This is a genomic window from Streptomyces sp. NBC_00637, from assembly GCF_045161545.1.
GTDB lineage: Bacteria > Actinomycetota > Actinomycetes > Streptomycetales > Streptomycetaceae > Streptomyces.
The window spans coordinates 3666696-3690233 of sequence record NZ_CP109046.1 but is presented as its reverse complement, the minus strand read 5'-3'; the positions used below and the strand labels follow the sequence as shown (position 1 = coordinate 3690233).

The 23538-nt window shown below is 70.9% G+C and carries 19 protein-coding genes; 9 read left to right on the top strand and 10 right to left on the bottom strand.

The features are described 5' to 3' along the window. The first annotated feature begins 2 nt into the window (after window positions 1-2). Entirely contained in the window at window positions 3-2531 is a 2529-nt protein-coding gene (locus tag OG440_RS16000; protein WP_406007497.1) for an ATP-dependent Clp protease ATP-binding subunit, read from the top strand. A gap of 115 nt (window positions 2532-2646) precedes the next feature. Here OG440_RS16000 and OG440_RS15995 read toward each other — a convergent pair whose 3' ends face one another. Continuing rightward, window positions 2647-3282 (bottom strand): HAD family acid phosphatase, encoded by a 636-nt coding sequence (locus OG440_RS15995; RefSeq protein WP_406007496.1) that lies wholly within the window; start codon window positions 3280-3282, stop codon window positions 2647-2649. A 516-nt stretch (window positions 3283-3798) separates the two neighbouring features. On the opposite strand from OG440_RS15995, the gene OG440_RS15990 reads away from it, so the two are divergent. Next, a complete protein-coding gene (locus tag OG440_RS15990; protein WP_406007495.1) occupies window positions 3799-4383 on the top strand; it encodes a M23 family metallopeptidase in 585 nt (194 codons plus the stop codon). A 10-nt stretch (window positions 4384-4393) separates the two neighbouring features. Here the strand turns inward: OG440_RS15990 and OG440_RS15985 are convergent, their stop codons facing one another. Further along, on the bottom strand, window positions 4394-4981 hold the full coding sequence (locus OG440_RS15985) for a TetR/AcrR family transcriptional regulator (RefSeq protein ID WP_406007494.1): 588 nt from the start codon (window positions 4979-4981) through the stop codon (window positions 4394-4396). 166 nt (window positions 4982-5147) lie between these two features. Here OG440_RS15985 and OG440_RS15980 point away from each other — a divergent pair, with 166 nt between their 5' ends. Then, window positions 5148-6731, top strand: coding sequence for an MDR family MFS transporter (locus tag OG440_RS15980; protein WP_406007493.1), 1584 nt, complete (start codon window positions 5148-5150; stop codon window positions 6729-6731). A gap of 406 nt (window positions 6732-7137) precedes the next feature. Here the strand turns inward: OG440_RS15980 and cseC are convergent, their stop codons facing one another. The 5 genes from cseC to OG440_RS15955 all read right to left on the bottom strand — a co-directional run bounded on the left by cseC (window position 7138) and on the right by OG440_RS15955 (window position 11964). Next, window positions 7138-8481 (bottom strand): two-component system sensor histidine kinase CseC, encoded by a 1344-nt coding sequence (cseC, locus tag OG440_RS15975; protein ID WP_406007492.1) that lies wholly within the window; start codon window positions 8479-8481, stop codon window positions 7138-7140. 25 nt (window positions 8482-8506) lie between these two features. Next, entirely contained in the window at window positions 8507-9208 is a 702-nt protein-coding gene (cseB, locus tag OG440_RS15970) for a two-component system response regulator CseB (protein WP_406007491.1), read from the bottom strand. Between the two features lie 324 nt (window positions 9209-9532). After that, the gene (locus tag OG440_RS15965) at window positions 9533-10192 is read right to left on the bottom strand and encodes a hypothetical protein (RefSeq protein WP_406007490.1); all 660 of its coding nucleotides are present in this window, start codon (window positions 10190-10192) and stop codon (window positions 9533-9535) included. Beyond that, window positions 10177-10719: a SigE family RNA polymerase sigma factor gene (locus OG440_RS15960; RefSeq protein WP_020132466.1), complete on the bottom strand. Its 543-nt coding sequence runs from the start codon at window positions 10717-10719 to the stop codon at window positions 10177-10179. Before OG440_RS15960 ends, OG440_RS15965 begins: the two co-directional genes overlap by 16 nt. A gap of 300 nt (window positions 10720-11019) precedes the next feature. Continuing rightward, window positions 11020-11964 (bottom strand): A/G-specific adenine glycosylase, encoded by a 945-nt coding sequence (locus tag OG440_RS15955; protein WP_406007489.1) that lies wholly within the window; start codon window positions 11962-11964, stop codon window positions 11020-11022. Between the two features lie 261 nt (window positions 11965-12225). Between OG440_RS15955 and OG440_RS15950 the strand changes: the two genes are divergently transcribed. Continuing rightward, window positions 12226-13077 carry a hypothetical protein gene (locus OG440_RS15950; protein ID WP_406007488.1) on the top strand — a complete coding sequence of 284 codons (852 nt, stop codon included), beginning with the start codon at window positions 12226-12228 and terminating at the stop codon, window positions 13075-13077. Window positions 13078-13144: 67 nt separating this feature from the next. Here the strand turns inward: OG440_RS15950 and disA are convergent, their stop codons facing one another. Continuing rightward, entirely contained in the window at window positions 13145-14269 is a 1125-nt protein-coding gene (disA, locus tag OG440_RS15945) for a DNA integrity scanning diadenylate cyclase DisA (protein ID WP_054241725.1), read from the bottom strand. Between the two features lie 80 nt (window positions 14270-14349). Next, window positions 14350-15759, bottom strand: a complete 1410-nt coding sequence (radA, locus tag OG440_RS15940; RefSeq protein WP_406007487.1) for a DNA repair protein RadA — start codon at window positions 15757-15759, stop codon at window positions 14350-14352. 287 nt (window positions 15760-16046) lie between these two features. On the opposite strand from radA, the gene OG440_RS15935 reads away from it, so the two are divergent. Next, window positions 16047-17858, top strand: a complete 1812-nt coding sequence (locus OG440_RS15935; RefSeq protein ID WP_406007486.1) for a BACON domain-containing protein — start codon at window positions 16047-16049, stop codon at window positions 17856-17858. A gap of 100 nt (window positions 17859-17958) precedes the next feature. Here OG440_RS15935 and OG440_RS15930 read toward each other — a convergent pair whose 3' ends face one another. Next, window positions 17959-18882: a hypothetical protein gene (locus tag OG440_RS15930; RefSeq protein ID WP_406007485.1), complete on the bottom strand. Its 924-nt coding sequence runs from the start codon at window positions 18880-18882 to the stop codon at window positions 17959-17961. 143 nt (window positions 18883-19025) lie between these two features. On the opposite strand from OG440_RS15930, the gene OG440_RS15925 reads away from it, so the two are divergent. From OG440_RS15925 to ilvD, 4 genes are all read left to right on the top strand, one after another. Continuing rightward, entirely contained in the window at window positions 19026-19958 is a 933-nt protein-coding gene (locus OG440_RS15925; protein ID WP_406007484.1) for a Ppx/GppA family phosphatase, read from the top strand. A 148-nt stretch (window positions 19959-20106) separates the two neighbouring features. Then, window positions 20107-20964, top strand: a complete 858-nt coding sequence (locus OG440_RS15920; protein ID WP_406007483.1) for a sugar phosphate isomerase/epimerase family protein — start codon at window positions 20107-20109, stop codon at window positions 20962-20964. Beyond that, on the top strand, window positions 20961-21566 hold the full coding sequence (locus OG440_RS15915; protein WP_406007482.1) for a TetR family transcriptional regulator: 606 nt from the start codon (window positions 20961-20963) through the stop codon (window positions 21564-21566). Before OG440_RS15920 ends, OG440_RS15915 begins: the two co-directional genes overlap by 4 nt. Window positions 21567-21676: 110 nt before the next feature. Next, window positions 21677-23530, top strand: a complete 1854-nt coding sequence (gene ilvD, locus OG440_RS15910; protein WP_406007481.1) for a dihydroxy-acid dehydratase — start codon at window positions 21677-21679, stop codon at window positions 23528-23530. Window positions 23531-23538: the final 8 nt, after the last annotated feature.

Below are 23538 nucleotides of genomic sequence, written 5' to 3'. Positions count from 1 at the left end.
CGATGTTCGAGAGGTTCACCGACCGCGCGCGGCGGGTTGTCGTCCTGGCTCAGGAAGAAGCCCGGATGCTCAACCACAACTACATCGGCACCGAGCACATCCTCCTGGGCCTGATCCACGAGGGTGAGGGTGTCGCCGCCAAGGCCCTTGAGAGCCTCGGGATTTCGCTCGAGGCGGTCCGCCAGCAGGTGGAGGAGATCATCGGCCAGGGCCAGCAGGCCCCGTCCGGGCACATCCCCTTCACCCCCCGTGCCAAGAAGGTCCTGGAGCTGTCGCTCCGCGAGGCCCTTCAGCTGGGACACAACTACATCGGCACGGAGCACATCCTGCTCGGCCTGATCCGCGAGGGCGAGGGCGTCGCCGCCCAGGTCCTCGTCAAGCTGGGCGCAGATCTGAACCGGGTGCGGCAGCAGGTCATCCAGCTGCTCTCCGGTTACCAGGGCAAGGAGACCGCCGGCGCCAGTGGCGGCCCTGCCGAGGGCACGCCCTCGACGTCCCTGGTCCTCGACCAGTTCGGCCGGAACCTCACCCAGGCCGCTCGTGAGTCCAAGCTCGACCCGGTCATCGGGCGCGAGAAGGAGATCGAGCGGGTCATGCAGGTGCTCTCCCGCCGCACCAAGAACAACCCGGTCCTGATCGGTGAGCCCGGCGTCGGCAAGACCGCCGTCGTCGAAGGCCTCGCCCAGGCCATCGTCAAGGGCGAGGTGCCCGAGACCCTCAAGGACAAGCACCTCTACACCCTGGACCTCGGCGCCCTGGTCGCCGGCTCCCGCTACCGCGGTGACTTCGAGGAGCGCCTGAAGAAGGTCCTCAAGGAGATCCGCACCCGCGGCGACATCATCCTGTTCATCGACGAGCTGCACACGCTGGTCGGTGCGGGTGCCGCCGAGGGCGCCATCGACGCCGCTTCGATCCTGAAGCCAATGCTGGCCCGCGGTGAGCTCCAGACCATCGGTGCGACCACGCTGGACGAGTACCGCAAGCACCTGGAGAAGGACGCGGCCCTCGAGCGCCGCTTCCAGCCCATCCAGGTCGCGGAGCCGTCCCTGCCGCACACGATCGAGATCCTCAAGGGTCTGCGTGACCGGTACGAGGCGCACCACCGGGTCTCGATCACCGACGAGGCGCTGGTCCAGGCCGCCACCCTGGCCGACCGGTACATCTCGGACCGCTTCCTGCCGGACAAGGCGATCGACCTGATCGACGAGGCCGGTTCCCGGATGCGCATCCGCCGGATGACCGCGCCGCCGGACCTGCGCGAGTTCGACGAGAAGATCGCCGGCGTCCGCCGCGACAAGGAGTCCGCGATCGACTCGCAGGACTTCGAGAAGGCCGCCTCCCTCCGCGACAAGGAGAAGCAGCTCCTGGCCGCCAAGGCCAAGCGGGAGAAGGAGTGGAAGGCCGGCGACATGGACGTCGTCGCCGAGGTCGACGGCGAGCTGATCGCCGAGGTCCTCGCGACCGCCACCGGCATCCCGGTCTTCAAGCTGACCGAGGAGGAGTCGAGCCGCCTGCTGCGCATGGAGGACGAGCTCCACAAGCGGGTCATCGGCCAGGTCGACGCCGTCAAGGCGCTGTCGAAGGCGATCCGTCGTACACGTGCGGGCCTCAAGGACCCGAAGCGTCCCGGTGGTTCGTTCATCTTCGCCGGCCCGTCCGGTGTCGGTAAGACCGAGCTGTCCAAGGCGCTCGCCGAGTTCCTCTTCGGTGACGAGGACGCGCTGATCTCCCTCGACATGTCGGAGTTCAGCGAGAAGCACACGGTGTCGCGGCTCTTCGGTTCGCCCCCCGGATACGTGGGTTACGAGGAGGGCGGCCAGCTGACCGAGAAGGTCCGCCGCAAGCCGTTCTCCGTCGTCCTCTTCGACGAGGTCGAGAAGGCCCACCCGGACATCTTCAACTCGCTGCTCCAGATCCTGGAGGACGGTCGTCTGACCGACTCCCAGGGCCGGGTCGTGGACTTCAAGAACACGGTCATCATCATGACGACCAACCTCGGCACCCGGGACATCTCCAAGGGCTTCAACCTGGGCTTCGCGGCCTCGGGCGACAAGAAGTCGAACTACGAGCGCATGAAGAACAAGGTCTCGGACGAGCTCAAGCAGCACTTCCGGCCCGAGTTCCTCAACCGCGTCGACGACGTGGTCGTCTTCCCGCAGCTGACGCAGGAGGACATCCTCAAGATCGTCGACCTGATGGTCGGCAAGGTCGACGAGCGCCTCAAGGACCGGGACATGGGCATCGAGCTCTCCCAGGCCGCCAAGGAGCTGCTGTCCAAGAAGGGTTACGACCCCGTCCTGGGCGCGCGGCCGCTGCGTCGAACGATCCAGCGCGAGATCGAGGACACGCTCTCGGAGAAGATCCTCTTCGGCGAGCTGCGCCCCGGTCACATCGTGGTCGTCGGCACGGAGGGCGAGGGCGAGACCCAGACCTTCACCTTCCGCGGCGAGGAGAAGTCGGCACTGCCCGACGTCCCTCCGATCGAGCAGGCGGCCGGCGGCGCCGGACCGAACCTGAGCAAGGAAGCCTGACCCCTCGGGGTTGAGCGCAGAAAGGGGCCGGTGCTTCACAGCACCGGCCCCTTTCGCATGCGCGGTGCGGGTACCGCACGGGCGTCACGCGGGTACCGCACGGCCCTGCCGGGACTTACGACAGCTGGCCGTCGTAGTCCGGAAGCTTGTACGTCGTCTCGGCGTGGCCGCCCGAGAGGTCGGTGGTGCTGTTGCCGATGTTCGCGATGATCGTGTAGCCCTTGGACTCGATGGCGACGCGCTGGGCGGTCTTGTAGGCGGCGACGTCCTTGAAGAGGTCGATGAAGCCGCGCACGTAGAGGCCGGAGACCTGGTAGCCGACGTGCTTGAGGTTGTAGTCGGTCACCCCGGAGATGATGCCCGGGCGGGCGGTGACGAAGAACAGGGAGACGCCGTGCTCCTGGGCGTACCTGGCCACGTCGAGAACCGGCTTGTTGGCCGGCTGGGGGTAGCTGAAGCCGAAGTCGGTCTCCAGGGTGGTGTTGTCGATGTCGAAGACGATCGCCTGCTTCTCACCCGGCTTGGTGGCGGCGATGCGCTGCTTCAGCGTCGGCAGGGCCTGGTTCATCACGGCCTGGCAGTCCTGCTGCCAGGTGGCGTAGTCGACGTCCTCGGCGGCGGCCGCGGCGGCGACGGCGGAGGTGCCGGTGGCCGTCGCGGCCTGGGCGCCGACCGGTACGGCCATCGCCGTGACGGCTGCCGTCGCCACGGCGGTCATGGCGATACGGCGGGTCCAGCTGCCTCTGGTCATGTAGGGGTCCTCTCGCGTCCTTGCGCTGCCGGGTCGTGAGCATGCTGATCGCTGGGGGTGGACTGGGGGGAACCAGCGGGTTACTGGACGGTAGAGGCCGATGAGAGCCTGATCACAGACCCCTGCATGCGAACGTGAGCGGGGTCACAAGTGCCTTGCGAGGCAAGGGAGTAGTCGCCGTCACATTCCGAAGTCCCTTGCAGGGGACGGCCGGTGACATGGCGCACAGGCGTTCCGGCCCCTACTAGGTCGATTAGTCGTAACCCAAATCGGACTAAAAGGGACGAATGAGCTCGGAGGCTCGATCCCCGTTCAGGCCCGTGGAGTGGGCGAGTGTCGGCTCTGTCCGGAAAGAGGGTTCTGTCAAGAAGTGGGAAGTTTTGGGGTGAAGTACTAGGTTCCGTCGTAGATCACACGTTTGGGCCTATGTGGGCCCCGGGGTTACCAAGGGATGGCCACTTCGGCGGAGGTTCACGCCGGGTGGTTTCTCCTGTCCCCGTCCCCATGAGGTCTTCGATGTTCCAGCGCGTCACGTTCCGTTCTTCCCGTACGTCCCAGCTCCGCACTCGCGTGGCCGTCGGCGCCGTCGCCCTGGGCGCCTCGGTCGTGCTGGGGACCGGAGTGGCGTCCGCCGCTGCGCCCGCCGCCGCGCCTGCCGCCGCCAAGACGGCCGCCTCGGCCACTTCCTGGATCGACCCGGTGAAGAAGTACACGCTGTCCGCGGGCTACGCCCAGGCCGGCGCGATGTGGCAGTCCACCCACAGCGGTCAGGACTTCGCCGTGCCGAGCGGCACCAAGGTCATGGCCGCGCACGGCGGCACCGTGGTCAAGGCCGGTGGCAACGGCGCCGGCGACGGCCCCGCCTACGGCAACGCCATCGTGATCAAGCACGCCAACGGCGTCTACTCGCAGTACGCCCACCTCTCGCGCATCAACGTGAAGGTCGGCCAGATAGTCAAGACGGGTCAGAAGATCGCCCTGTCCGGCAACACCGGCAACTCCAGCGGTCCCCACCTGCACTTCGAGATCCGCAAGACCGCGAACTACGGTTCGGCGATCAACCCGGTCACCTTCCTGCGCGCCAAGGGCGTGAAGGTCTGACGTGAGGTGATCAGGCGCCCTGGTGCGCCTGCGTCACCAGATCGACGGCGACCTCGAGGACGGCTGCACGCTTGTCCTCGGGGTCGCCTTCGAGGTCGTGGAGGAAGAACATGCCGGCGTGCAGCGTGAAGATGGCGCTCACGCAGCGGACCTGGTCGGCGAGGGGGGCCTCCGGGTCGATGATGATGTCGCGCAGGCCTCGCATGCGGTCCTTGAACGAGTCGCCGATCTGCAGTTCCCGCACCGTCGCCTGGTTCTCCTGCATGAAGCGGAAGAGCGGGGTCGCCTCCGACAGGGCCCGGCTGTAGCGCCGTACGAGTTCCTGCTTGGTGTCCAGGGTGTGCGGCTGGCTCCTGCCCCACTCGATCAGGTCCTCGATCGGCTTCGTCAGATCCGTGAAGATGCCGACGATGATCTCTTCCTTGGTCTTGAAGTGGTAGTACAGGGCCGCCTTGGTGACGTCCAGACGCTCCGCGATCTCGCGGAGAGAGGTCTTCTCGTAGCCCTGCTCGGCGAAGAGTTCGAGCGCGACGTCCTGGATGCGCTGGCGGGTGTCGCCGCGCCGCCGCTGCTTCGTGCCGTCCATGGTGACGTCCATTCTCGTGGTCCCTCGCGCTCCCGCGAAACGAACTTGCCGTCCGGCTAGTTCGATACGGAAACTTACTTGACGCCCGGCTAGTTGCAGGTCTACCTTCCCAGTGTACTGAACTAGCCGGGCGGCAAGTAAGTGGCCGCTCGGGGGGAAGCCCAGGGGAGTGGCAGGCATGGCGGACACGAAGACAGTCGAGACCGAACCGGAGAAACAGCCCAGGAGCGTGCGGGTCGTCCTGCTCGCGCTCATGATCACGATGATGCTCGCGATGCTCGACAACATGATCGTGGGCACGGCGATGCCGACGATCGTCGGGGAACTCGGCGGGCTCGAACACCTGGCATGGGTCGTGACCGCGTACACCCTCGCGACCGCGGCCTCCACCCCGATCTGGGGCAAGGTCGGCGACATGTACGGGCGCAAGGGCGCCTTCATGACCTCGATCGTGATCTTCCTGGTCGGCTCCGCGCTGAGCGGCATGGCCCAGAACATGGGCGAGCTGATCGGCTTCCGCGCGATCCAGGGCCTCGGCGCCGGTGGTCTGATGGTCGGCGTCATGGCGATCATCGGCGACCTCATCCCGCCGCGGGAGCGCGGCAAGTACCAGGGCATGATGGCCGGCGTCATGGCGCTCGCGATGATCGGCGGCCCGCTGGTCGGCGGCACCATCACCGACAACTGGGGCTGGCGCTGGTCCTTCTACATCAACCTGCCGCTCGGCGTGGTGTCGCTGGCTCTCATCAGCGCCGTGCTGCACCTGCCGAAGAAGCGCTCGCAGTCGCGGATCGACTACCTGGGCGCCACCCTGCTGACCGTCGGCATCACCTCCATCGTCCTCGTCACCACCTGGGGCGGCTCGGAGTACGCCTGGTCGTCCGCGCGGATCATGGAGCTCATCGCGATCGGCGTCGCCTCGCTGATCGGGTTCGTCTTCTGGCAGACCAGGGCCGCCGAGCCGATCGTGCCGCTGCACATCTTCCGCAGCCGCAACTTCACCCTGATGTCGATCATCGGCTTCGTCACCGGCTTCGTGATGTTCGGCGCCACCCTCTTCCTCCCGCTCTACCAGCAGTCGGTGCAGGGCGCCTCCGCGACCAACTCCGGTCTGCTGCTCCTGCCGATGCTCGGCGCCATGCTGGTCACCTCGATGGTGGCGGGCCGGGTGACCACCAACAGCGGCAAGTACAAGATCTTCCCGCTGGTCGGCAGCGTCGCGATGGTGATCGGCCTGTACCTGCTGTCCACCATGGACACCGGGACCAGCCGTCTCACCTCCGGTGTGTTCATGGCCGTCGTCGGTCTCGGCATGGGCTGCCTCATGCAGATCACGATGCTGGTCGCGCAGAACAGCGTCGAGATGAAGGACATGGGCGTCGCCTCCTCGTCCACCACCCTCTTCCGTACGCTCGGTTCCTCCTTCGGCGTCGCGATCATGGGCGCGCTGTTCAACAACCGCGTCCAGGACGTCATGTCCGAGCGGGCCGGCGAGCTGGGTTCGAAGCTCACCGAGCACTCCGCGCAGCTTGACGCGGCCAGCCTGGCCAAGCTGCCCGCCGAAGCGCGGGAGGCCTACCAGTACGCGGTGTCCTCCGGCACCCACTCGGCCTTCCTGCTCGGAGCCGTGGTGGCAGTGATCGCGCTGGTGGCGGCGGTGTTCGTCAAGGAGGTCCCGCTCAAGGGAGCGGGTCCGCAGAAGGACGGCGAGGAGTCGGCCGACGGTGCGGTCGGCCAGCCGCCCCTGGTCGACGCCGTTTGACCACCACCCAGCTGTGCACGCAGGCCCTCCGGCGGTGTCCGCCCCGGGGGGCCTGCGGGTTTGTGTGCCGCCCGGGCCGACGCGCCGCCGCCCCGGTGGCGAGGGGAGTGCCGGTCGCCCTGCCGGTAGCCCGTCCACGGTCGGTTCCGTGGACGGGCGACGGCAGTTGGGGCCGCGCCGAGGGGGCCATGGCCCGAGACCGGCCGGTCCGGAAGTCGACCTGGACGCGTCCCGCCGTGCCGCGAGCCGGTGTGGTGTCGGCCGCCGGGAGCCGGCGCGGTCCTGCCGTGCGGGGAGCACTCGCGGTGTCCGCCGTGCGGTGCGCCCGCGCGGTCCGGTCGTGCCACGAGGCGCGGTCCGGTCGCGCCACGAGCCGGCGCGATCTCCCCGTGCCGGGAGGCTGCCGTCACGGCATCAGCGGGTAGCTTCCCGTGTTCGTCGGCGCGTGCTCGGGCAGCCACAGGACCGCGACGGCGCCCTCGGCGGGTATGTGCTCAGGGGCTCCCGCGGGCCGTACGTTGCGGAAGGTCAGCCGGGCTCCGAGCACCCGGGCCTGGCCCGCCGCGATGGTGAGTCCGAGCCCGTGGCCGTGCCCGGCCCGGTCGGCGCTGCCCGTGCGGAAGCGGCTGGGGCCTTCGGCGAGCAGGTCCTCGGGGAAACCGGGGCCGTGGTCACGAACCCGGATGACCCGGCCCTCGACGGTGACCTGGATCGGTGGCTTGCCGTGCCGGGCGGCGTTGGCCAGCAGGTTGAACAGCACACGCTCCAGGCGCCGCGGGTCGGTCGTGACCATCGACTCGTGCACCACCCGCACCTCGACGTCCGGGTCCTTGGCCGCGACCCGTCGGGCCACGAACTCGCCCAGCACGATGTCCTGTAGTTCGGCCCGCTCCGAGGCGCCGTCGAGACGGGCCACCTCCAGCACGTCCTCGACCAGGGTGCGCATGGCCTTCGCCCGGTCCAGGACCAGCTCGGTCGGCCGGCCGGGCGGCAGCAGTTCGGCGGCCGTCAGCAGCCCCGTCACCGGGGTGCGCAGTTCGTGCGCGATGTCGGCGGTGACCCGGCGCTCGGCCTCCAGCCTCTCCTGGAGCGTGTCCGCCATGGCGTCCACCGCGCTCGCCAGATCGTCGGTCTCGTCCCGCACGACGCCGCTGATGGCGTCCCGCACCCGTACGTTCGACTCGCCTCCGGCCACCTGGTTCGCCGCGGCCGCCGCCTTGCGCAGCCGGCGCGAGAGCTGTCCGCCGATGAGCACGCCGAGCGCGCTGCCGCCGAGTACGACCGCGATGGAACCGATCACCAAGGCCTGGTCGAGATCGTTGAGGATGTCCGTGCTGCGGTCGGTGAAACCGGTGTGCAGGGACAGCACATGCCCGCCCTTGACCGGCACGGCCGCCCAGATGTCGGGTACGCCGCCCGTGCGGTCGGAGACGAAGGTGGCCCGGCGGCCCTCCCGGACCTTCTCCTGCAACGACGGCGGCAGTCGCGAGTCGTCGATCTTGGCGTTGGGGAAGTTCGGCCGCCCCGACTGCTCGTAGTTGCGCTGCGCGATCTGGACGCGCTCGTCGGCCAGATCACGCGCGTTGTCCAGCATGGACACCCGTGCGGCGTTGTGCACGACGAGACTGAGCGCGATCGCGACCAACGCGCCGACCAGCGCGATCGCCGCGCTCAGTTTCCACCGCAACCCGGTACGGATACCCACGCGTTCCCTGTGAGCCGGAACCAGCTGCCGGATCATCCCCCGCATCCTCCTGCCCCTGCCCCTGCCCCGCTCAGGCCTTCAACTTGTAACCGAAGCCGCGGACCGTCTCGATACGGTCCTGGCCGATCTTCGTCCGCAGCCGCTGCACATGGACGTCCACGACCCGGGTGTCGCCGCCCCAGCCGTAGTCCCACACCCGCTCCAGCAGTTTGTCGCGTGAGAGGACCGTGCCGGGGGCGGAGGAGAACTCCAGCAGCAGGCGCATCTCGGTCGGGGTGAGCGCGACCGGCTGCCCGGCCCTGCGCACCTCCATGCCCTCCGTGTCGATCTCCAGATCGCCGAACGACAGCACACCACCGGCCGTGGACGCCTCGGGCTCGGTGCGGTCGCCGCCCCCCGCGTGACCGAAGCGGCGCAGCACGGCGCGGATCCGGGCGACGAGCACGGCGCCGTCGAAGGGCTTGGTCACGTAGTCGTCGGCGCCGGCCTCCAGGCCGAGGACGACGTCGATGGAGTCGGCGCGCGCCGACAGCATGATCACCGGCACGGTGGACTCGTCCCGGATGCGCCGGCACAGGCTCACGCCGTCCAGGCCGGGCACCATGACGTCGAGCAGCGCGATGTCGGGGCGGTCGGCACGGAACGCCTCCAGGCCCGACAGGCCGTCGGGCATCGCGGTGACCACGAAGCCGTCCCGCTCGAGGGCGAGCTGGGTGGCCTCGCGGATGACGTCGTCGTCCTCGACGAACAGGACGTGGGTCTGGTCTGCCATCCCGGTGCTCTCAGTTCTCGTATGCGGTCTCGTGTGCGTGCGGGTCGTCAGTCTGCCGGGCTTGCGCCCGCGTCCCGTCACTCACCTGTCGGTGGACTGTCGGGTGTGCCCCTTGCTTGGACGCGCAGAGCGCGAGGAGCGTTCACTTCGCGCGCGATCCGCGTCCGTTCTTCCCGCGGTCCTCCGTGAGGTACTCCGCGCGGCCCGCCCTTCCCGGCCTTTCCGTCTGTGCCCGTCCCCGCCCGTCCACCCATTGATCGGAACGAGCGGCCCGATCGGTTCACGCCGCCGGAGAAATTCTTCGGCCGGCCGCGTCCGGGCAGGTCAGCCGGTTTCCGGCGCCATCGTCGGTTCGTCGCCGACGACGCTGCTGTAGTCGTTGTGCCAGCTGTACTCCTTCACGAAGCGGCCCGAGGCCCAGCGGTACGTGATCACGTTCTCACCGGACGGCTCGGAGACCGGGTCGCCCTTCTCGTACACCTGCTTGGTCACCACCAGGTCACCCCTGTCCATCTCCGCGTAGACGGGAGGCTCCTCGGCCTGGAACACGTTCCGGTAGCCGCCGTCGTCCTTGCGGTACACATACGAGCCGATGCCGACGACGTCACCGCAGGTGAGCACGTTGACGATGATGTCGTCGCCGCTGCCGCCGGTGAGGTCGCCGTACGACACGTCGACCGGGTACTCGTCGCCTACACAGGGCTGCAACTCACGCTTGACCTCCGCCGAGACCTCGGGGTCGTCCTTGATCAGCCGGACCGCCTCCGTCCGGTCGGGGGGGCCGGTGGAGACGGACGACGGGGAGGTGGTGGCGCCGACCACGGCGTCGGAGTGGGCCGGACCCTCGTCACGGGCGCCGGTGCCGCCGGTGGCGCAGGCGGAGACGAAAAGGGCGAGGGCGGCGAGCACGGTCATCGCCGTGATCGCCGCCTGGATGGTGCTTCGGGCCGGTGGGGGCCCGGCCTCGGTCAGGCCGCCGCGCAACGCTCCCGCTCCTCACGCTCCAGCGCGCGTGCGTCCAGATCGCGGGCTTCCAGCTCCTCGCGGAGCCGGGCGAGCGCCCGGTGCAGCGTGCTCTTGACCGTTCCGGCCGACATGCCGAGGGCGGCGGCCGTCTCCTCCGTGGACATCTGTTCCCAGTGTCGCAGCACCACGACACTGCGCTGCTTCGGAGCGAGCACCTTCATCGCGTCCATCAGCAGGGCGCGGTCGGCGTGCTGCTCGGTGGAGTCGTCCACGCGGGCGTCCGGGAGCTGCTCGGTCGGCACCTCTTCGAGCTTGCGGGCCCGCCACCACTCGGTACGCGTGTTGATCATGACCCGGCGCAGGTACGCGTCCGCGAGCCGCTTGTCCGCGATGCCGTCCCAGCGGCCGTACGTCCGGGCCAGCGCGGTCTGCAGGAGGTCCTGCGCGTCGACCGGGTCCGGGACCAGGCGACGGGCGCTGCGCAGCAGCGCGTCCTGCCGCGTGCGGACGTATTCCTCGAACTCGAGCACCTCACCCTGTGCCATGGTCAACCGCCTCCGATTCCCCGTACCGGCGGACTGGCGCCGCCGGTTCACTGCTTGTGGTCTGTAGCCCCGGTGGTCCTGCCGGGTACGCAATGGAAGCTACGGAGGTGTTGTCACGGCGTTGTCCGAGGCAGCCTGCGGCCAGCGCTCAGCTGTCCGTCGGTTGTGTAACGGACAGAGGTTTGGGGTAGAGACACAGGCCGAATGGCTCGGCTATGAGGTGATTCGTCCGGCCGTCGGGTGTGACAAAGGCCCGGAGACGGCCGTGATGAAGCCACCCACCTGTGAACTGACCATGCGTCAGGTCAACGGCAGACGGTACAAACCGCCCGGGAGCGGCTCCACGAGTCCGTCCGCGACGAGGCCGTCCAGCGCACGCGCGCGCTGCACCGGCTCGTGCCACACCCGGTCCAGGGCGGCCTGCGGCACGGGGGTGTGCGCGTCCCGCAGGACGGCGAGCAGCTTGCCCCTGACCTGACGGTCGGTGCCCGCGTACGTCTGGCCCCGGCGCGGCGGTCCGTCGTGCTCCGGCTTGCCCGCGAGCCGCCACGCACACCGCGCCGCGATCGGGCAGCGCGGGCACGTCTCGTTCTTCGCCGTGCAGACGAGCGCGCCGAGTTCCATGGACGCGGCGGCCCAGCGGGCGGCGGTCGGCTCGTCGTCGGGCAGCAGGGCGCGGGCCAGCTTGCGCTCGGCGGCCGTGGTGGCGTTCGGCGGGTACCGCACACCCGTGACGGCGCGCGCGAACACGCGGCGGACGTTGGTGTCCAGGACGGCGTGCCGCTGCCCGTAGGCGAAGGAGGCGACGGCCGCGGCCGTGTACTCACCGATGCCGGGCAGCGCCAGGAGCTGCGCGTGGCCCGACGGTACGTCGCCGCCGTGCCGTTCCGTTATCGCCACCGCCGCGCCGTGCAGCCGCAGGGCGCGGCGCGGGTAGCCGAGCCGCCCCCACGCGCGTACGGCCTCGCCGGGGGCCTCCGCCGCCAGGTCGGCGGGGCGCGGCCAGCGGGCGAGCCACTGCTCGTAGACCGGCAGGACACGGCTGACCGGTGTCTGCTGGAGCATGAACTCGCTGACCATCACACCCCATGCACCGGCCTCGGGGCGCCGCCAGGGCAGGTCACGGGCGTTCTCGTCGAACCAGTCGATCACCGGGGCGTGCAGATCCGTCGCGGTGGCGTCGACGCCCTCGCCGGCTTCGGGGCGGGCGGGGGAGCGGTGTGGGGGCTTCGTGGGCGCAGTCATGGCCCTTCCGATCCTGCCATGCGAACCGGGGCACGCGCGCGTACCGCCACTCGGCCGGGCGGGGGGCCCGGGGGCACGTCCTGGGCGGGTGACCGGGGCCGTGGCCAGAGGTGCAACGGGTGCGATCGGCAAGCAGGGGCTGCCGTGCGGACCGAAGTCGGGTACGGGGGAAACGGTTTCCGGAATGATGATCCGGAAAAGTTGCGCTCCAGGCGGCGGGTGAGGCGGGCGAAGCCGTCGATCTCTCGTACAGTTTGCGCCGTGGGATCACTGCGCAATCCGGTCGGGCCGCTTCCCTCCTCCATCTACTGGCGTCGGAGGGTCGTACTGCTGTCCGTGTTCGCCCTGTTGGCTCTGCTGACCCTGTGGGTGGTGACCTCGGGCGGGGGCGGCGGCAAGAACGGTGCCGACGGTGGCGGCGGCAAGAATCCCGCCTCCTCGATCACGCCGGGGCCGTCCGGATCGGGACCCGCGATCAGCCAAAACCCGGGTGGCCGCGACGAGTCGAGCGCCGGTACCTCCAGCGGCTCCGGGACCGGGTCCGGCTCGGGGTCGGGATCGGGCTCGGGCGGAGGCACCGGGTCCGGCGGCTCGGACGGTGACGCGGCGGGTGCCGGGGACACCGACGACGGCGCCAACGGCAGTGACAGCGGCGTGGGCGCCAGCGGCGGCAGCGGTACGGGGACGACGCTGCCGGCCGGGACGACCCTGCCCAACTGCACCCCCGGCGCGGTCACGTTGACCTTGCGCAGCGTCCGGAACTCCTACTCGCCCGACCAGACGCCCACGTTCCAACTGATCGCGAAGAACGCCTCGGGGAGCGACTGCAAGGTCGATCTCGGCCCGAAGGCCGCGGTGTTGACGATCACCAAGACGGGCGGCGACGACGCGTACTGGTCGTCCGCCGACTGCCCGAAGACTCCCGGGAGCCTGCTGTACCGGGTGGCGGCCGGGAACAGCTTCACCTACACCGTGAAGTGGGACCGCAAGCCGAGCGCCCCCGAGTGCGCGACGCCTCCGGCGGGAGTGGCCGGAGCGGGTACCTATCTGGTGGAGGCGAAGGCGCCGGGGTTTGCCAAGGCACAGACGTCGTTCGTGCTGAACGCCGACTAGACCGCCCGGGCCGCCGACGACCGACCGGATCTACGCGGACCGGTCCAGACGTACCGGGACCGGCGGTCTAGACGTACCGCTCCAGGATCGACGACTCCGCCAGCCGGGACAGTCCCTCGCGGACGCTGCGGGCCCGTGCCTCGCCCACGCCGTCCACCGTCTGGAGGTCGTCGACGCTCGCGGCGAGGAGCTTCTGGAGGCCGCCGAAGTGCTCGACGAGACGGTCGATGATGGCGCCGGGCAGCCGCGGCACCTTCGCCAGCAGACGGAAGCCGCGGGGCGAGACCGCCGAGTCGAGGGCCTCGGGAGAGCCGGTGTAGCCCAACGCGCGTGCCACCGTGGACAGTTCGAGGAGTTCGGCGTGGCTCAGCGCGTTCAGCTCGTACAGTGCCTCGTCGACCGTGCGGGAGCGCTTGGCCGTGGGCTCGGGCACGTAGTCCCGGACCACCAGCTCGCGCTCCGGCTCCACGCCCGCGATCAACTCGTCGAGCTGGAGGGCGAGCAGTCGCCCGTCCGTGCCCAGTTCGACCACGTATTCGGCGATTTCGGTGGCGATGCGACGCACCATCTCCAGACGCTGGGCCACCGCGGAGACGTCCCGGACCGTCACCAGGTCCTCGATCTCCAGCGCTGACAACGTTCCCGCGACCTCGTCCAGGCGGAGCTTGTAGCGCTCCAGGGTCGCCAGCGCCTGGTTCGCGCGGGACAGGATCGCCGCGGAGTCCTCCAGGACGCGTCGCTGTCCGTCGACGTACAGGGCGATCAGCCGCATGGACTGGGAGACCGAGACGATCGGGAAGCCGACCTGCTTGCTGACCCGGTCCGCCGTACGGTGCCGGGTGCCCGTCTCCTCCGTGGGGATCGTGGGGTCCGGCACCAGCTGGACGCCGGCCCGGAGGATCTTCGACAGGTCGGAGGAGACCACGATGCCGCCGTCGAGCTTGCACAGCTCACGCAGACGCGTGGCCGCGAACTCCACGTCCAGGACGAATCCGCCCGTGCACATGGACTCGACCGTCTTGTCGGAGCCCAGCACGATGAGTCCGCCGGTGTTGCCGCGAAGGATCCGCTCCAGGCCGTCGCGCAGTGCCGTGCCGGGAGCCACCGCGCTCAGCGCGGCCCGCATCAGGCCGTCGGCACCGGAACTCCCACCGGACTTTCCGGGAGCTGCCGCCCGGTCGTTGGCTGCCACTGCACTCCTCCGGTCACAGGTCTGGGACGTTCCCGTTTCGCGCACTCGTTTCGTACGGACGGGCGAGACCAGGGCAAAGTCTACCGGCGCTCCTCCGCCTCCCGTGGGGCGTCTCGCCGACGGGAGCGCGGCAGGACCCGCAGGGCGTCCCCTATGTCCGCGACTTCCAGGACCTTCATGCCCGCGGGGATCTTGCCGGGATCGCCCGGCACGAGCGCGTGCGTGAAGCCCAGACGGTGTGCCTCCGAGAGTCTGCGCTGAACGCCCGTGACCCGTCTGACCTCGCCCGCGAGGCCGACTTCGCCGATCGCGACCAGGTTCTTGGGCAGCGGGGTGTCGCTCGCGGCGGAGGCCAGGGCGAGGGCGATCGCCAGGTCCGCGGCGGGCTCCGAGAGCTTGACACCGCCGACCGTCGCCGAGTAGATGTCCCGCTTGCCCAGGGCGCTGATCCTGCCGCGCTGCTCCAGGACGGCCAGCATCATCGAGACCCGGGAGGTCTCCAGGCCGGACGTCGTGCGGCGGGGTGAGGGGATCTGCGAGTCGACGGTGAGGGCCTGCACTTCGGCGACGAGGGGGCGGCGGCCCTCCAGGGTGACCGTCAGACAGGTGCCCGGTACCGGTTCGTCACGACGGGTCAGGAAAAGTCCGCTTGGGTCGGTAAGGCCCGTAATGCCCTCGTCGTGCAGTTCGAAGCAGCCGACCTCGTCGGTGGCGCCGTAGCGGTTCTTGACGCCGCGCACCAGGCGCAAGCGCGCGTGGCGGTCTCCCTCGAAGCTCAGCACGACGTCCACGAGGTGTTCGAGGAGCCGGGGGCCGGCGATCGCGCCGTCCTTGGTGACATGGCCCACCAGGAGCGTGGACATGCCGCGTTCCTTGGAGGCGCGGATCAGGGCGCCGGCCACCTCGCGGACCTGGGCCATGCCGCCGGGCGCTCCGTCGATCTCCGGGGAGGCCACGGTCTGTACGGAGTCCACGATCAGCAGAGACGGTTTCACCGCGTCCAAGTGACCCAGGACCGCCGCCAGATCGGTCTCGGCGGCCAGGTACAGATGGTCGTCGATGGCGCCGATGCGGTCGGCGCGCAGGCGGACCTGGGAGGCCGATTCCTCACCCGTCACGTACAGCGTGCGGTGTTCGTCGCTCGCCGACTTGGCCGCCACGTCCAGCAGGAGGGTCGACTTGCCCACGCCCGGCTCGCCGGCCAGCAGGACGACCGCGCCCGGCACGAGTCCGCCGCCGAGGACCCGGTCCAGCTCGGGCACGCCGGTGGGGCGGGCGGTGGCCTGACGCCCGTCGACCTGGCCGATGGGCAGGGCGGACGTGGTGACGCGCCCCGGTGCCGTCGTACGGACCGCGGGCGTGCCGTACTCCTCGACCGTCCCCCAGGCCTGGCACTCGGGGCAGCGGCCGAGCCACTTGGCCGTCTGCCAGCCGCACTCGGTGCAGCGGTAGGACGGACGGTCCTTGGTGGTCTTCGTACGGGCAGCCATGGGGAAACCGTAACCGCCGCCACCGACAGCGGGACGTGCCTGTGGACGACGGGCCTCGCCGGGGACCCGTCCCGAACCTCTCCGCCGCGCCCCGGCGGCGTCCCGCACGCCCCCGCGCACTCCGGGAGGAACCGGGCACCCCTTGTGTTCTGGCCACGCCCCGTCACGAACGAGCCATGGGACCCCCCTTGCCTGTCCCCTTATGAGGGATCGTTTCACCCGTACGGATTAAAAGGACTCAAGGGACAAGTAGACCTAGTTCCGCGCCGCCTACGGTCGCACGGGTGATGAGCAGCAGCCCGGAAATCTCGACCCGCACGACCGGCGCACACCGGGCGCACCGGGAGGTGCGCGACGGCGCTGCGGCGCGCACGCTCGCGCAGCGTCCCCCCGCTCGCTACGAGCCCTACCTGGACGGCCTGTTCACCTACTGCCTGTCCGTCCTGTGCGACCACGAAGCGGCCACCGCCGCCCTGGGCGACGTCCTCGCGTTCGCCGAGCGGCGCGGCCAGCGTGGCCCCGAGACGGTCGGCGACCGCCGGGCCTGGCTGTACGCGCTGGCCCGCTGGGCGTGCCTGCGCAAGCTCACCGAGGCCAAGCAGAAACGTCAGAGCGCGCAGAAACGTCAGGGCGGCCACGCGGCGGCCCGCAACGGCGCCCGCCGGCAGCCGGGCGGAAAACCCATGACGCCCACGAGCACCACGAGCGCCCTGGGCGCCCTGGGCGCCACGGGCGCGCCGACGTCGGAGGAGCCGCCCGCCTCCGACGAGGCCAGGGAGCGGCGACGGCGTGAACTGACCCAGCTCGCCTGGCCGGAGGCCGCCGGCACCACGCCGGAGCAGCGCGAGGCGCTCGAACTGGCCGTACGCCACCACCTCGCCCCGCACGAGGTCGCCGCCGTCCTCGGCAAGGACCTCGCGGCCGCCCGCGAACTGCTCGCCTCCGCCGCCTGCGAGGTCGAGCGCACCCGCGCGGCGCTCGCCGTCGTCGAGACCGGCGGCTGTCCCGGTGTGGCCCGTCTCACCGGCGAGCACCAGCTCGTGCTCAGCGCCACCCTGCGCCGCGAACTCGTCCGGCACGTCGACGACTGCCCACGCTGCCGCCGAGCCGCCGAGCGCGCCGTCCCGGGCCGCTGGCCCGGCGCCGGCGTCACCCCCGCCGAGCTGCCCGTCCTGTCGGCGCCCCGCGCGGAGCTGCGCATGGCCATGACCCACCTCCCGCGCGCGCGGGGGGCCGCCGCACCGCGCTACGACCGGCGCGGCTTCCCGATGGACCCCAAGGACCGGGCCGCCCGCCGGGAGCGGCTCCGCGCGCGTGCCGTCACCACGACCGTCGTCGCCACCGTCGTCGCCGCACCCGTGCTCGCCCTGTGGGCGGCCTACCGGGGCACCCCGACGGGGGAGGGGGCCGAGGGCCGCTCGGCCAGCGCCAGCGAGGCGCACAACCCCGACAGCCTCGACGCCGGGACGGTCGGCGGCTACGAGAACGCGGGGAACGCCAGCACCCGCCCCGGCACCGGCCTCCCCAAGGGCGACGGACCGGACGTCTCCGTGGAGGTCGTCAGCGTCACGGGACTCGGCAACAGCGCCGCCGGCAAACTCTCCGTGACGGCCGCCAACAGCGGCGACACCACCCTGATCACCCTCACCGCGGCCGCCGACGGCGACGCACCGGTCCGCTGGTCGGCCACCACGGTGGCGTCCTGGCTCTATCTGAGCCGCTCCACGGGCACCCTGAAGCCTGGGGAGTCGGTGACGGTCAAGGTGTACGTCGATCATCTCCGCGAGCCCTCCGGGCACTGGCACGCGCGCGTGGCCGTCGCCCCGGCGGGTGCCGTGGTCTCCATCGACGGCTACGGCACCGCACCGAAACCCTCGGACCCGGGCAACGGTCCCGGCCCGGGCGGCCCCGGGGGGCCGCCTCCGTCGTCCGACCCGGATCCCACGCCCACGGCGCCGTCCTCCCCGGATCCCACGCCGATCGATCCGCCGTCATCCTCCGACCCGGAGCCCACACCCGACGACCCGTCCCCGACCGACCCGGAGGACCCGACCCCGCCGTCCGACGACAGCGACCCGCCGAGCTCGGAGACGTCGTAGAGGCCGTCCGAAGGCGCCACGGGCCACCCGGGCCGCGACGCCCACGGCCGGCGCCGGGGCGGGCAAGGGCCGAGGCGCCGAGGGGCCCGGCCCGAGGGGCCTACGAGCCCGGCGGGACGGCCGGGGCCGACGGGGCAGCCGGGCCCGTCGGGTCCGCCGGGTGCGGGGCCACCAGCGGGAGCTGCGAGGCGAGGCGCTGTTCGCACAGCTCGACCAGGCGGTCGTAGCCGGCCTTGCCCATCAGCTCGGTCAGCTCCGGGCGGTAGGAGACGTACACCGGGTCGCCCGCGCCGTGTGCCGAGGTCGCGGACGTGCACCACCAGTGCAGGTCGTGGCCGCCCGGCCCCCAGCCGCGGCGGTCGTACTCGCCGATCGACACCTGGAGCACGCGCGTGTCGTCCGGGCGGTCGATCCAGTCGTACGTCCGGCGTACCGGCAGCTGCCAGCAGACGTCCGGCTTGGTCTCCAGCGGCTCGCGGCCCTCCTTGAGCGCCAGGATGTGCAGCGAGCAGCCCGCGCCGCCGGCGAATCCGGGGCGGTTCTGGAAGATGCACGAGCCGTTGAACGGGCGGGTCTGGCGGGAGCCCTCGTCGTCCTCCGAGACCCAGCCGTCCCGTACACCCTCGTCGTGGTGCTGCCAGATGTCCGGCGTGAGCCGCGCCACATGCCCCGCGACGCGCTTCTCGTCGTCCTCGTCGGAGAAGTGGGCGCCCAGGGTGCAGCAGCCGTCGGCCGCGCGGCCCGGCTGGATGCCCTGGCAGCCGCTGCCGAAGATGCAGTTCCAGCGAGAGGTCAGCCAGGTCAGATCACAGCGGAAGACCTGTTCGTCGTCCGCCGGGTCGGGGAACTCCACCCACGCGCGCGCGAAGTCGAGGCCCTTCTCGTCCGCGGCCAGAGCCTTCGCCGCCAACGCCTTCACGGTGGCCGCCCGGGCCTTGTCCGACTTCTTCGGTGGCTTCACCGGCTTCGCCCGCGAAGAACCTTCGGCCGCTTTGTCCGTCTTCGCCTTGTTCGTCTTTGGCACTCGTCCAGGGTAAGTCGCCAGGAGCCGCTTCGGGGACGTCCGCCCGTCACCCGGACCACCACGCCCCGACGGGCCGGCACGCCCCGACGAGGGGTTTCGCCCCGCACAACCTGGATCGCGCCGTGGGCAGTAGCGTGCCCTCCATGAGACTCGGTGTCCTCGACGTGGGATCGAACACGGTGCATCTGCTGGTGGTGGACGCCCACCCCGGCGCGTGCCCCCTGCCCGCACACTCGCACAAGGTGGAGTTGCGCCTCGCCCAACTCATCGACGAGGACGGGGCGATCGGCCCCGAGGGTGTCGACAAACTGATCGCCGTGGTCAAGGAGGCCGTCCAGGCCGCCGAGGACAAGGGCGTCGAGGACCTGCTGCCGTTCGCGACCTCCGCCGTACGCGAGGCAAGCAACGCCGACGACGTCCTCGCGCGCGTGCAGGCCGAGACCGGCGTCGAGCTCCAGGTCCTGACCGGCGCCGAGGAGGCCCGGCTCACCTTCCTCGCCGCCCGCCGCTGGTTCGGCTGGTCGGCGGGAAAGCTGCTGGTCCTGGACATCGGCGGTGGCTCCCTGGAGATCGCCTACGGCATCGACGAGCAGCCCGACGCGGCCGTCTCGCTGCCGCTCGGCGCGGGCCGGCTCACCGCCGGCTGGCTGCCCGGCGACCCGCCCGACCCCGAGGACATACGAGCCCTGCGCCGCCACGCCCGCGCGCAGATCGCCCGCACGGTCGGGGAGTTCAAGCGCTTCGGAGCCCCCGACCACGTCGTCGCCACCTCGAAGACCTTCAAGCAGCTCGCCCGCATCGCCGGCGCCGCGCGTTCCACCGACGGCCCGTACGCCCCGCGGCAGCTCAAGCGCGAGTCGCTCGAAGCCTGGGTGCCCCGGCTGGCCGCCATGACGACCGCCCAGCGGGCGGAACTCCCGGGCGTCTCCGAGGGGCGCGCCAACCAGCTGGTCGCGGGCGCGCTGGTGGCGGAGGGGGCCATGGACCTCTTCGGCGTGGAGAGCCTGGAGATCTGCCCCTGGGCGCTCAGGGAAGGCGTCATCCTGCGCAAACTCGATCACATGGCGTCGGAGTGACGGGCCCGCGGGCAGGCGGCCGGGATCTGGGCGGCCCCCGCCGCGCGGGCGCGAGCGACCAGGCGTACGCCCACCCGTCCGTGGCGAACACCACAACGGCGGCCGGGGGCCCGGCACCCGGGTGACCGCACCCCGTAACCTGTCCCCCATGGCAGAGCCAGTCGTGCGGATCCCGGATGCGAAGGTCGCCCTGTCGACGGCCTCGGTCTACCCGGAGTCGACGGCGACGGCCTTCGAGATCGCCGCGCGCCTCGGATACGACGGCGTCGAGGTCATGGTCTGGAACGACCCCGTCAGCCAGGACATCGACGCGCTGCGCAGACTCAGCGACTATCACCGGATCCCGATCCTCGCCGTCCACGCTCCCTGCCTGCTCATCACGCAGCGGGTGTGGTCGACAGACCCTTGGACCAAGCTCCAGCGGGCCCGCGCGGCGGCGGAGAAGCTCGGCGCGAGCGCGGTCGTCGTCCACCCGCCGTTCCGCTGGCAGCGCCAGTACGCGAGGGACTTCGTCACGGGCATCTGGCGCATGGCCGACGAGACGGACGTGCGGTTCGCCGTCGAGAACATGTACCCCTGGCGCTACCGCGACCGCGAGATGCTCGCCTACGCGCCGGACTGGGACGTCACGAAGGACGACTACCGGCACTTCACGATCGACCTGAGCCACGCCTCCACGGCCCGCGCGGACGCGATGCAGATGATCGACCGCATGGGCGACCGCCTCGGCCACGTCCACCTGGCCGACGGAAACGGTTCGGCGAAGGACGAGCACCTGGTTCCCGGCCGCGGCGCCCAGCCCTGCGCCGAGCTGCTGGAACGGCTCGCGCTGACCGGCTTCGACGGGCACGTCGTCATCGAGGTCAACACGCGGCGCGCGATGTCCGGCGCCGAACGTGAGGCCGATCTCGCGGAAGCCCTGGCCTTCACGCGCCTGCACCTGGCCTCCGCCTCGCCGACCGCCGCACCGGGCGCGTCCCCCGGGGCGAAGGTGCCCCGCCGATGACCGGCGTCACCGCCCGCAAGCGCGGCCGCCCCCCTCGTACGGAGTCGGCGGACACCCGCGACCGCATCCTGGCGGCCGCCCGCGAGGAGTTCTCCGAGCGGGGCTACGACAAGACGTCGGTACGCGGTATCGGAAAGGCCGCCGGCGTGGACCCGGCGCTGGTGCACCACTACTTCGGCACCAAGGAGCAGATCTTCGCGGCGGCCGTCGAGGTGGCCTTCGCGCCCGCGCTCAGCGCCCCGGAAGCGGTCGTCGACGGCCCGCCGGACCAGGTCGGCGAGCGGCTCGCCCGCTTCGTCTTCGGCGTCTGGGAGAACCCCACGACCCGTAAGCCCCTGCTGGCGATCCTGCGCTCCGCCGTGAACAACGACACCGCGGCCGCCGTCTTCCGTCGCCTGGTCGCGTCCCAGTTGCTGCGCCGGGTCGCCGCACAGGTCGATCTGCCGGACGCCGAACTGCGCGCCGAACTGGCGGCCGCGCAGCTGGTGGGCTGCGCGATGCTGCGGTACGTGATCAAGGTGGAGCCGCTGGCCTCGGCGGACCTGGAGCTGATCATCGCGCGCGTGGCGCCGGTCGTGCAGGGACACCTGACCGGGCCGTGACGGCTGGATCCCCGAGACATTCATCCCGTATTCCGGACACCTCGTCCCGCCCCCTGGATGACCGGCGTACGCTCGACAACAGCCCTATCTGTCTGAAGGAGCGAACGACGATGCCCCAGCTGAGGTCCCGCACAGTCACCCACGGCCGCAACATGGCGGGCGCCCGCGCCCTTATGCGCGCCTCCGGTGTACCCGGTGCGGACATCGGCCGGAAGCCGATCATCGCGGTGGCGAACAGCTTCACCGAGTTCGTGCCCGGACACACCCACCTCCAGCCGGTCGGCCGGATCGTCAGCGAGGCGATCACCGCGGCCGGCGGCATCCCCCGCGAGTTCAACACGATCGCCGTCGACGACGGCATCGCGATGGGCCACGGCGGCATGCTCTACAGCCTGCCCTCCCGCGACCTGATCGCGGACAGCGTGGAGTACATGGTCGAGGCGCACTGCGCCGACGCCCTGATCTGCATCTCCAACTGCGACAAGATCACCCCGGGCATGCTGAACGCGGCCCTGCGCCTGAACATCCCCACGGTCTTCGTCTCCGGCGGCCCGATGGAGTCCGGCCGCGCCACCCTCGTCGACGGCACGGTCCGCACGCTCGACCTGGTCGACGCGATGTCCGAGGCCGTGAACGAGAAGATCTCGGACGAGGACATCCTCCGGATCGAGGAGAACGCCTGCCCGACCTGCGGCAGCTGTTCGGGCATGTTCACCGCCAACTCGATGAACTGCCTGACCGAGGCCATCGGCCTCTCCCTCCCCGGCAACGGCTCGGTCCTGGCCACCCACACGGCCCGCAAGGCGCTGTACGAGGACGCCGGCCGCACGGTGATGGACATCACCCGCCGCTACTACGAGCAGGACGACGAGACGGTCCTGCCCCGCAACATCGCCACCACCGCGGCCTTCGAGAACGCGATGGCCCTCGACATCGCGATGGGCGGCTCGACCAACACGATCCTCCACCTCCTCGCCGCCGCCCAGGAGGCGGGCGTCCCGTTCGGCCTGGAGGAGATCAACGAGGTCTCGCGCCGCGTGCCCTGCCTGGCGAAGGTCGCGCCGAACGTCGCGAAGGACCGCACGTACTACATGGAGGACGTGCACCGCGCCGGCGGCATCCCCGCCCTGCTCGGCGAACTGCACCGCGCCGGTCTGCTCAACGAGGACGTGTACTCGGTCCACAGCCCGTCCCTGGCGGACTGGCTGAAGACCTGGGACGTCCGCGGCGGATCCCCCTCGCCCGAGGCGCTCGAACTGTGGCACGCGGCCCCCGGCTGTGTCCGCTCCTCCGAGGCCTTCTCCCAGTCCGAGCGCTGGGAGGCGCTGGACGTGGACGCCGAGGGCGGCTGCATCCGCTCCGCCGAGCACGCCTACAGCAAGGACGGCGGTCTCGCGGTCCTGCGCGGCAACCTCGCCGTCGACGGCTGCGTGGTCAAGACGGCCGGCGTCGATGAGTCGATCTGGACCTTCGAGGGCCCGGCCGTCGTCTGCGAGTCGCAGGAGGAGGCCGTCGAGAAGATCCTCAACAAGCAGGTGACGCACGGCGACGTCGTCGTCATCCGCTACGAGGGTCCCAAGGGCGGCCCGGGCATGCAGGAGATGCTCTACCCGACGTCCTTCCTCAAGGGCCGCGGCCTCGGCAAGACCTGCGCCCTGATCACCGACGGCCGCTTCTCCGGCGGCACCTCGGGCCTGTCGATCGGCCACGCCTCACCCGAGGCGGCGTCCGGCGGCACCATCGCCCTCGTCGAGGACGGCGACCGCATCCGCGTCGACATCCCGAACCGCACGATCGAGCTCCTCGTCGACGACGCCGAACTGGCCCGGCGCGAGGCGGCCCTCGGCGGTGTCTACGCCCCGAAGAACCGCGAGCGCAAGGTGTCCGCCGCCCTGCGGGCCTACGCCGCGATGGCGACGAGCGCCGACAAGGGCGCGGTGCGGGACGTGTCGAAGCTGGGCTGACGCCCCCG